Below are 3,342 nucleotides of genomic sequence, written 5' to 3' on the forward strand. Positions count from 1 at the left end.
CCCTTTGTATTTACTACCCCTAAAGGTAAGCCGCTTGATACGCATTACGTTAGCCAAAAGCTCTGGTATCCGACACTCAAAAAGGCCGGGCTCAAACGTCGTCGCCCTTATGAAACACGTCATACAGCGGCAGTGCTGCATATAGCGGCACATGAAAATCCGCTGTATATCTCGCAGATGCTTGGCCACAGTGATACGCGCTTGTTATTTGATGTCTATGCGCCTTATGTCGCGAATGCTTCACGGCGAGATGGCAGTGCATTTTCGGAGATGATGATGCAGGGAACGATGGGGTAAAGAATGGCAATTCAATGAAAAGAGCGTGTGGAAAAACGAAAAGGTAAATTAAAACCAGCGAGCCCATTGCTATTGCATTGGCATCGCTGGTTTTTTTTAATAAGGCAATGATTATAGTTTTCTAAGAAAAAACTTACGAACACTATAAAAAGAAAAGTTAATCAGCCCCAAATAAGTCACGGGTATAAACTTTATCCGCAACATCCGCTAACTCTTCCGCCATACGGTTCGACACAATCACATCAGAGATTGCTTTAAACTCTTCCAAGTCAGTTAACACTTTAGAATGGAAAAACTCGGTTTCTTTAAGCACAGGTTCAAAAATAACCACTTCAATACCTTTTGCTTTCAAGCGCTTCATGATCCCCTGAATACTTGATGCGCGGAAATTATCAGAGCCAGACTTCATAATTAAACGGTAGATACCCACACGTTGAGGATTGCGCTTAATAATCGAATCTGCAATAAAGTCTTTACGAGTGGTATTTGAATCCACAATTGCACCGATAATACTGTTCGGCACATCCGCATAATTGGCACGAAGTTGCTTAGTATCTTTTGGCAGACAATAACCACCGTAACCGAATGAAGGGTTATTATAATGCGCGCCAATACGCGGATCTAAACCCACTCCTTCAATAATTTGACGGGTATTCAAACCATGTGATTCGGCATAAGTATCTAATTCATTAAAATAAGCGACGCGCATTGCAAGGTAGGTATTAGAAAACAACTTAACCGCTTCCGCTTCGGTTGAATCAGTAAACAGCACTTCGATATCTTCTTTTATCGCGCCCTGAACTAAAAGCTCTGCAAAAGTTTCTGCACGTTGTGAACGTTCACCAACAATAATACGAGAAGGATGCAAGTTGTCATATAAAGCGCTACCTTCACGTAAAAATTCAGGCGAGAATAGCAAGTTATCACAACCTAATTCTTGTTTAATGCGTTGCGTATAACCCACAGGTACGGTGGATTTAATCACCATCACCGCTTGCGGATTAATCGCCATCACCTCTTTAATCACAGCTTCCACAGAAGAGGTATTAAAGTAGTTGGTTTCAACATCATAATCTGTTGGCGTGGCAATAATCACAAACTCGGCATCTTGATAAGCCAGCTGTTTATCGAGCGTTGCAGTGAAATTAAGATCTCTGTTTTTTAAAAACTCTTCAATTTCCGTATCTGCAATGGGTGATTGTTTATTATTTAGAAGGGTAATTTTTTCTGCAATAATATCAACCGCAATCACTTCATTGTGTTGCGCTAAAAGCATTGCGTTTGATAGGCCGACATAGCCTGTACCTGCGATAGCAATTTTCATTTAATCAATCCAAATTTATATATTGTAAAATTCTTTATACCAAGACACTAATTTAGCAACACCTTCAGCGACACCCACTTGCGGTTTATAACCCGTTGCAGCAAACAAATCTTGCGTATCTGCGTAAGTTTGGTAAACATCACCCGCTTGCATACCGCGAAAGTTCTTTTTAGCTTCAATGCCGAGTTCAGTTTCAATCGCCTTAATGAATTCCATTAAATTAATTGGGCTGCCATGGCCAATGTTATACACACTATAAGGGGCAGAGCTTGATGCTGGAGTCCCTTCTTCAACAGTCCATTTATCATCACGAGCAGGCACAACGTCAGCTATTCTAATCACACCTTCAACAATGTCATCGATGTAAGTAAAATCTCGCCACATATCACCGTTGTTATTTATATCGATTGTTTCACCGGCCAAAATCTTTTTAGTAAAGATAAACGGCGCCATATCAGGACGCCCCCAAGGGCCATATACCGTAAAGAAACGCAGTCCTGTCGTTGGCATATTGTACAAATGCGAATAAGAATGTGCCATTAGCTCATTAGACTTTTTAGTCGCAGCATAAAGCGAGATAGGGTGATCAACGGAATCAGAGGTAGAAAAAGGTACTTTGTTGTTAAGACCATAAACAGAGCTTGATGAAGCATAAATTAAATGCTTCACCTTAGTATTACGGCAGCCTTCAAGAACATTGAGATGGCCAATTAAATTTGAATCAGCATAAGCCATCGGGTTTTCAATAGAATAACGAACCCCTGCTTGAGCGCCTAAATGCACAACGCGATCGAACTGATGCTCAACAAATAAAGCGGCCATCGCCTCTCTGTCTGCTAAATCCATTTTTATAAATTGGAAACTCGCATGCTCAGCACGCTTTAAACGCGCATCTTTTAAATTAACATCATAATAATCATTAATATTATCAATGCCGATAACCATATGACCTTGCAGACAAAGCCTTTCGATAACACAAGCACCAATAAAACCCGCTGCGCCTGTTACTAGATATTTCATTGCATCTATTCCTTTATTCTAATTTATGCTTCAGATAGACAGTTTTTAACTGCATCAAGATATTTTTGGATAACAATTTGTTCATCAAATTCATTTTGTATTTTAATTCGGCTTTTTTTGCCCATCTCTAAACGTTGTTCATGAGTCATATTGATGATAATTTCTAATTTTTCAGTCAGGCTTTCACTTGAGCGTGGCTCACAAAGATAACCATTAATCCCGTCATCGACGGTTTCACGACAACCTACATTATCAGTTGTTACGATAGGTTTCCCCATTGCACCAGCCTCCAATAATGACTTAGGGACACCCTCTCTATAATACGAGGGTAATACCATACAGTCTACTTTTGCTATTTCCTGCTCGACATTATCTGATACACCAATATAGTTGATAATACCCTCCTCGACCCATAAATTCATATCGGATGTTGAGACAGCAGAGGGGTTGTTAACATCCAGAAAACCTAAAAAAAAGGGATACTGCTACGCTATCGGGTACACTTATCTAATCCTTCAAATCCCTTTATTAACAGTTGCTTAACGATGGCCAAAATTTGAATGAGACATAGCACTCCGTAAAAAACAGCAAACGAGACACTTACAGCCCAAGAAAAGCAGCCAATAAAACCCTATATTTGGACAGCTTTAATTAAAAACAAAGCCTCTATACTATTATTATCCCCTCTCCATCATTACAAT

At 39.8% G+C, this 3,342-nt stretch carries 4 protein-coding genes; 1 reads left to right on the plus strand and 3 read right to left on the minus strand.

The window, feature by feature from the left end; all coding sequences use genetic code 11:
• Window positions 1-297: site-specific integrase (locus tag AC4GME_RS18245; RefSeq protein ID WP_490379985.1), on the plus strand; the 297-nt coding region annotated here is incomplete at its 5' end.
• Between the two features lie 157 nt (window positions 298-454).
• Here AC4GME_RS18245 and AC4GME_RS18250 read toward each other — a convergent pair.
• From AC4GME_RS18250 to AC4GME_RS18260, 3 genes are read right to left on the minus strand one after another with little or no spacing between them, the layout of a single operon-like run.
• Complete coding sequence (locus tag AC4GME_RS18250) at window positions 455-1,621, minus strand: nucleotide sugar dehydrogenase (RefSeq protein WP_490379986.1); 1,167 nt, start codon at window positions 1,619-1,621, stop codon at window positions 455-457.
• 15 nt (window positions 1,622-1,636) lie between these two features.
• Window positions 1,637-2,641: an NAD-dependent epimerase gene (locus AC4GME_RS18255; protein WP_490379987.1), complete on the minus strand. Its 1,005-nt coding sequence runs from the start codon at window positions 2,639-2,641 to the stop codon at window positions 1,637-1,639.
• Between the two features lie 23 nt (window positions 2,642-2,664).
• Window positions 2,665-3,063 (minus strand): glycosyltransferase, encoded by a 399-nt coding sequence (locus AC4GME_RS18260; RefSeq protein ID WP_490379988.1) that lies wholly within the window; start codon window positions 3,061-3,063, stop codon window positions 2,665-2,667.
• Window positions 3,064-3,342 lie beyond the last annotated feature (279 nt).

Source organism: Psychromonas sp., assembly GCF_983033635.1.